The 7,692-nt window shown below is 43.3% G+C and carries 1 protein-coding gene; it reads left to right on the top strand.

Annotated features, from left to right (window positions below; genetic code table 11):
• The first annotated feature begins 11 nt into the window (after positions 1-11).
• Positions 12-7,628 (top strand): metallophosphoesterase, encoded by a 7,617-nt coding sequence (locus DOT_RS14720; protein WP_009620278.1) that lies wholly within the window; start codon positions 12-14, stop codon positions 7,626-7,628.
• Positions 7,629-7,692 lie beyond the last annotated feature (64 nt).

Here is a 7,692-nt window from a genome sequence, read left to right as displayed (position 1 = left end):
GGGAGGTTAATATGAGATTAGCAAAGAAAGTTTTGTCCATAGTTCTAATGATCAGCATGTTATTAGGCAACTTTTTTCTCCCGGTCAGTTTTGCTGTCGCCGCAACCAATGATAATGACAGTATTGTTCTTTTAAGTCGGGGAAGTGTGTGGGAATATCTGGACGACGGCTCTGATCAGGGAACTGCATGGAGGGACACAAGCTTTGATGACAGTAGTTGGCAAAGTGGAGCAGCACCTCTTGGATATCCATCTTCTGAAACAAATTCACTAAATGGTCGGATTAACACAGTGATTAGTTATGGATCAGATTCTAGTCATAAATATCCGACGTCATATTTCAGGACAACATTCAACGTTGACGATTTGTCAGCTATTGGTGATAGTGGATCGATTTTGGCTGGCATTGATGATGCAGCAGTTATCTATCTGAATGGTCATGAGGTTTCCAGAACCAATCTTCCTTCTAAAGCGGATTTACCTGAAATCGGTTATGACAAATATGTTTCTGATTTAGGTCAAGCGTTAGATACTGCCACCGAAGGAGCGTCACCGGTCTTTACGTTGGACGCAACGGATATGTCTTACCTGGTCCAAGGGGAGAATGTCCTGTCAGCAGAAGTACATCAGGGCAGAGCAGACAGTTCAGACGTATATTGGGATATGGAGTTAGTTGCAAATACCAATCCAGGCAGTAGTACGGGTGATGATCAAGGCAGCGGTGGAGCTGGAGGTGGCGGCAGTAACGGTAACGGATATGTTGCTACCGATCTTACATTTGCACCTGGAAGAAATGCCACGGAATTAAATTTTGCTTGGTATTCCAATGACGTTTCGACAAGCAGCGCTATTCAAGTTGCCAAGAAAGCGGATATGACTGGAACTGAGTTTCCGGCCAGCTCAGCAACAACATACACTGCTACGACTACTTCGGCAATAACAGGTTATATTTCTAATAAGGTAACAGTTACCAATCTTCAGGAGTCGACGGCCTATGTCTACCGTGTTGGGGATGATAACGCTGGGACCTGGAGTCCAGTTTACAACTTCACGACCCATGCAACGGACTCCTTCAGCTTTCTTGCGGTTGGTGACCCTCAGATCGGCGCGAGTGGCAGTGTTAATAGCGACACCACGGGTTGGAAGGACACCATGTCCAAAGCTCTCTCACAATTTCCAGATGTAAGTTTTCTCGCCTCGCTTGGAGACCAGATCAATTCTAATAGTAATGAAGACCAATATAACGGTTACTTTGCCCCGTCTGAATTTAGGAGCCTTCCTATTGCATCCTTAGTTGGTAACCATGACAATGGAGCTCCCAATTACAGCTATCATTTTAATCCCCCTAATCTTTCATCATACGGTGCTACCAATCCGGGCAGCAGTGATTATTATTTCACCTACGGCAACACTTTGTTTATCGTCTTGAACACAAATAACTCGAGTGCTGCTGAACATGATACCTTTATGGAGCAAGCAATCAATGCAACTCCAAATGCGAAGTGGAAAGTGGTCATGTTCCACCAAGATATTTATGGTTCAGCGAATCACTCTACAGAGACGGGGATTGTCAATTTAAGACAAGCTCTATTCCCTGTGTTTGACAATGATGGTATCGACTTAGTGTTGGACGGACATGATCATAGCTACACGAGAACTTATCAGATGCTTGGCGATGAAGTACAGGCAACTCAGACAGATGCCGAAGGTGCTGTTCTCAATCCAACAGGCACAGTCTATATTACCTTAAACTCCGGCAGCGGCAGTAAATATTATGACTTAAAATCCACTCCGGAAACCTATGCAGCAGTAAGAGAACAGATCAACGTGCCGACTTTTTCCAAGATCTCTGAAACAGACAATAGTTTAAGTATTACTACTTACAGAACAGATACCATGGCAGTAACCGACACCTATACTATTAAAAAAGGAACCAGTGATAATGAAGATGAGAACACTTATAAGGCGAGCGATCTAACCTTTGCGCCTGGCCAAAATGCAACGGAATTGAACTTTGCTTGGTACTCTACGGTTGATTCACAAAATAACACAGCCGTTCAGGTCGCCAAGAAAGAGGATATGACAGATTCTGAGTTTCCTGAAGATAAAGCAACGACTTATACGGGTACTGTTTCATCGGCAGTTACAGGTTTCTTCTCTAATAAAGTAATAGTCACAAACCTTGAGGAAGCGACTGAATATGTCTATCGTGTGGGAGATGCCAGCAGTGGAAGCTGGAGTCCGGTTTACAATTTCAAGACTCATTCAACAGACTCCTTTAGCTTCTTTGCAGTTGGTGACCCTCAAATCGGTGCAGGTGGCAGCGTTGCCAGTGACACCAACGGCTGGAAGACAACCATGTCTAAAGCTGTTGCCAAATTCCCGGAAGTTGGTTTTCTGGCCTCTCTTGGTGATCAGATTAATGATAAGACCGATGAATCTGAATACACCGGATTTTTCGCGCCGCCGGAATTGCGGAGTCTGCCGGTTTCAACTCTCATAGGCAACCATGAAAATGGAGCCCCAAATTACAGTTATCATTTCAATCCCCCCAATCTTTCCTCGCAGTATGGTATTACTACTAATACGAGCAGTGATTACTATTTCACTTATGGCGATACCTTGTTTATGGTGTTAAATACAAATAATCCAAGCGGTGCAGAACACGATGCATTTATGCAAGAAGCAATTGATGCAACCCCGAATGCTAAATGGAAAGTGGTTATGTTCCACCAAGATATTTATGGTTCTGCAGATCACTCTATGGAGTCGTCGATTTTAAATCTAAGGCAGGCTTTATTCCCAGTATTTGATAGAGATAAAATTGATTTAGTGTTAGACGGGCATGACCATAGCTACACAAGAACTTACCAGATGCTAGGAGATCAAGCGTTGCCTGGTCAGACTGTCGATGCGGATGGAGCTGTGGTTAATCCAATAGGAACACTATATATGACCTTAAACTCCGGTAGCGGCAGCAAATATTATGATCTTAAACCAGCTCCAGAAACATATGCCGCGCTCAGAGAACAACTAAGAGTGCCGACTTTCTCAAATATTACGGTGACCTCAGACACGTTATCGATATCTACTTACAGAACCGATACAATGGCAGTGACGGACACCTACACCATTAAAAAAGTGGGCTCTCAGCAAGCGTTGGACATCTCTCAGTTGGCCATTTCTGCAGACGGAGATATTTTAGCAACAGAGGACCCTTCCAGTAATGTAAAACTCAACTTGGCTGCAAAAGACAGCCAGAATGCTGATGTAGACCTCACCGGTGCTTATGTCTTGTATCAAACGGACAAGCCTGACACCCTTTCTATCGCAGCGGATGGTACCGTGACGGTTAAGAACAAACCTGATTTGGATACCACAGCAAAGGTTTGGGCTGAGGTGTATAACGGAAGCAACTTTGTAAAAAGCAATGAACTAGATTTAAATGTAACAAATCCTTATGGGTTGGCTTTGGTAACCTTAGATTCGAGTAGCGATGCTTTGGATACAGAAACTGCAGGAGCATCGGTTAACCTAAGTTTGAATGGTAAAGATACCCATAATGCCGATGTCGATCTTTCTTCGGCAACGGTAACTTATACTACCGATCAAGAAGGTATTTTAAATATAGCTTCTGATGGGACAGTTACTTTACAAAACAAACCGGATCATAATGTCATCGTTAACATTACAGCAGAAGTGACTCTGAATGGAATAACTGTCATCAGTAACAAATTCCTTCTCACAGTTGGTGCTAAAGGGATTGGAACCGAGATTGTTGCACCAATCAAAAATGCCCTGGATGATATGGAAGAACGCCCCGACGGATCGTTGGATTATGACAGTTCTGATCTCGAGATCACTATGGAAAAGCCAACCAGTTCTGATGTAAAAAACCAACTTATAGGACTTAGATTTGCGGATCTGTCTATTCCTAAAGGGGTAACAATTACGAATGCCTATATTCAGTTTTCTGTAGACGAAACAGATAATGCTTATAATCCCTTTGACGTAAATATTTACGCTGAGGATGTTGCTAATTCAGCTGCTCTACAGAATGTCCCCTATACAGTTTCCACACGTGTTAAAACAAGTGACGCGGTAGAATGGAAAATTACCGGCACTGATGATGACAGCATGTGGAAAACCGAACATGCTGCCGGCCCGGCACAGCAAACCCCGAATCTGGCTTCACTGGTCCAGGATATTGTGGATAAAGATGGTTGGAATGCAGGTAACGCCTTGAGTTTTCTTCTAAGTGGTGAAGGGAAGAGAACAGCTGAATCCTTTGAAGGTGCAAGCGGCAATTCAGATCAGATACCCACTCTACATGTTAGCTTTGTAACAACGGATTCGATCAGTGACGCTCGGAGTCAAGGTGCAGGGACTACACCCGTAACGGTTTCAGGTGTGGTAACTTGTGTCAATCCCACATCGAGTGGTTCTTATTTCATCCAAGATGGTACAGCAGGGATTAATGTTTTTAACACGTCACTATCTCCTGCTCCTCAGCAAGGCGACAGAATTTTAGTAACTGGCCCGATGATTCTTTTCAATGGGTTGTTAGAGATAAAACCTGCCAATGCAGAGGACGTTCATATTCTGAGCAGTGGCAATTCACTCCCTGCACCAGCGGTTATTACGATTGATCAGCTTGGAGATTACCAATCTCAATTGATAAAAATCAGAAACGTTACTTTAGGTAACCTTAATCCGAGCGGTACGACAACGATTACAGATACTGCTGGTCATAGCACAGTAATCTATCAGATGGGCACTCCGTTAGGAATTAGCGTCGGCGACCAGGTGAATATTACAGCGATTGCTTCATCTTATAACAATCCTGAGTTAATTCTCCGAAATGATGCGGAGATCGTTAAAGCTGGGTCGATACTTGCAGCCCGGGATGATGGAGCAGGTCAAACAGCAACCGTAACCGGAATAGTAACCTCAGTCAACCCTACTACAAACGGTTCCTATTTCATCCAAGACGGCACAGCAGGGATTTGTGTTTATGATACAACACTGTCTCCCGCTCCTCAGCAAGGTGATCAAATTCAAATTACCGGACCAATGGCCCTTTACCATGGGTTGTTGGAGATAGCCTCAGCAACTGCAGCTGATTACCATGTCCTTAGCAACCATAATCCTATACCGGATCCTGTGGTTGTCACCATTGATCAACTTGGAAATTACCAATCTCAGCTGGTTAAAGTTCAAAATGTCACATTAGGAACCATTAATAACAGTGGCAATACCACGATTACGGATGATTCTGGTCAAAGCTCAATCCTTTTCAAGATGCCTTCAGTTTCAGGAATCAATGAAGGAGACCAAGTAGATATTACCGCTGTAGTAGCTGCCTACAACACTTCGGAACTTATTGCCCGGGACGCTGCGGACATTGTCATGTCTTCAGGAACCGATGATTCTGGTGTAAGCAATGTTGAGATTCTAGCAACATCTGATTTGCACGGAACTGTGTATCCTTACGATTACTTTAGTGGTGCTACAGTCAGTGAGGGTTTAGCCAAGGTCTCCACCTACGTTAATCAGGAACGGGCAATAGATCCTAATCTATTGTTGGTCGATAATGGAGATACCATTCAGGGTACTCCGTTGGCAACCTATTATGCCACCATTGATAAAACGTCACCTAATCCGATGATTTCAGCCATGGCAGCAATGCATTACGATACTTGGACTCTCGGAAATCACGAATTCAACTTCGGACTTGATATGCTGAATAAAGTGATTAACGAGGCCAAGGATAGCGATATCCATGTATTATCTGCAAACACCTATAAAGGCGACGACACTAATTTGGCGGATCCATATTATATCAAAACAATCTCCACGGAAAATGGCGATATTAAGGTTGGTATCTTGGGTCTGACCACTAAATGTATCCCGAACTGGGAAAGCCCAGAGAACTATCAAGATCTGCACTTCAATGATCTGGTTGACGAAGCGAATAAATGGGTCCCCATCATGAGAGAAGCTGGAGCTGACGTTATAGTTGCCACTATCCATAGCGGAGAAGAAAGTTCCAGCGACATAATTCCTGAAAATCAAATTAAAGCAATAGCCCAGGGTGTAAATGGTATTGACGCCATTGTAGCCGGTCACACTCACGCGGTGATTCAGCAGCATTCCTATACAAGTCCTGATGGAAAAACTGTGCTTGTAACTGAACCAGGCAAATGGGGACAATATGTTTCAAAACTTCAATTCAGCGTTAAGTTCCAAGACGGCAAATGGTCTGTAGTAAACAAATCGACTCAAGCTGTTGCCATGGATAGCAGTATCGCACCTGACAGTACCATCACTTCCTTAGTTCAGCCTAACCAAGATGCGACCTTAGCGTATCTGGGAACCAAAATAGGAACAGCCACAGATGTCTACAGTGGAGCCGATCAATTGACTGCTGAAACAGCGATTATGGATCTGATTAATAAGGTACAGCAGCAAGAGTCGGGTGCCCAGTTATCCATTGCAGCTCCTTTGAGTTCAAGTGCTTTAATCCCCCAAGGGGATGTAACGATCAAAGACATTTCATCAGTCTATGTCTACGAGAACTTCCTATACTCAATTAATATGACAGGAGCACAGTTAAAAAAATGGTTGGAGTTTTCAGCACGCTACTACAAACAGGTGAGCGGCTCCAGTGATTCAATTACTAAAGATCCGGCGTTAAATATACCCGACTATAATCTGGATCAATTGTATGGCGCCAATTATACCATCGATTTGACCCAATCAGCAGGTAGCCGTATTAAGAATTTGACCTATAACGGCAATCCAATTAACGATACGGATGTATTTACAGTTGCGATCAATAACTACCGCTATAACGGCGGAGGTGGTTTCATGGATGCCGCCGGGTTGATCTCTGGTCAGGGAGCAATTTATGATTCCATGAAAACCTTAGGAGATGCCGGACAGGTACGCAATCTCTTGATCAAATATGTTCAAGATCAAGGGACAATTACTCCGACGGTCGCCGACAATTGGTCCATAGTAAAAGAAGCTGAAGCGGGTTCTGTACCATTGGGAATTGACTTAGAAAAATCAATCGTTGAAGTTGGTGGAGACGCTAACATTACACTAAGTGCTAAGGCAGCCAATGACCTTTATGGTTTTGATTTAAGATTTAAATATGACCCAGCTATGTTTACCTTTGAAGGGGTGACTCCAAATCCCGAATTTGATTTAGGCGATACAGGAGTAACCCATGATGCTGACGGTAATATTCATGTCATCGGTGTTCTTCAAGGGAAAAGCGCAGGTGTTAACGGTGACATCGATTTAGTGACAATCAAACTTAAAGCTAATGGTGAAGTCGGCTCAAGTAATTTAGCTTTATTAAACGGTTCAGAGCTTTCAAATAGTTCTTCAGAACTCACTGTCTTAGAACAAGATGTTCAGGATACTATTGCGATTGCCAATTCAGATGTCACCGGTAATGGGAAAACCGAGATTAATGACTTGGTTATGGTAGCTAAGCAGTTTGGAGCCCAGCAATCGGTGACAGGATCGGGTTATCAAGCCACGCTTGATATGAACAAAGATGGCGTGATAGATATTGTTGACATCGTATACATGGCACAAAAACTACTAGGGAAATAACAAAACGTTCTCTCAAGTTCTAGATACCTATCCTGTTATGGATAGGTATCTAGAATCAATTAAT

This window comes from Desulfosporosinus sp. OT, assembly GCF_000224515.1.
Classification (GTDB): Bacteria; Bacillota; Desulfitobacteriia; order Desulfitobacteriales; family Desulfitobacteriaceae; genus Desulfosporosinus.
The sequence above is the reverse complement of the archived record's forward strand: the minus strand, read 5'-3'. Positions and strand labels throughout refer to the sequence as shown.

Bases quoted from the DNA above. Each gene is read 5' to 3' on its own strand.
- DOT_RS14720 (WP_009620278.1), top strand. From the start codon at position 12: ATGAGATTAGCAAAGAAAGTTTTGTCCATAGTTCTAATGATCAGCATG.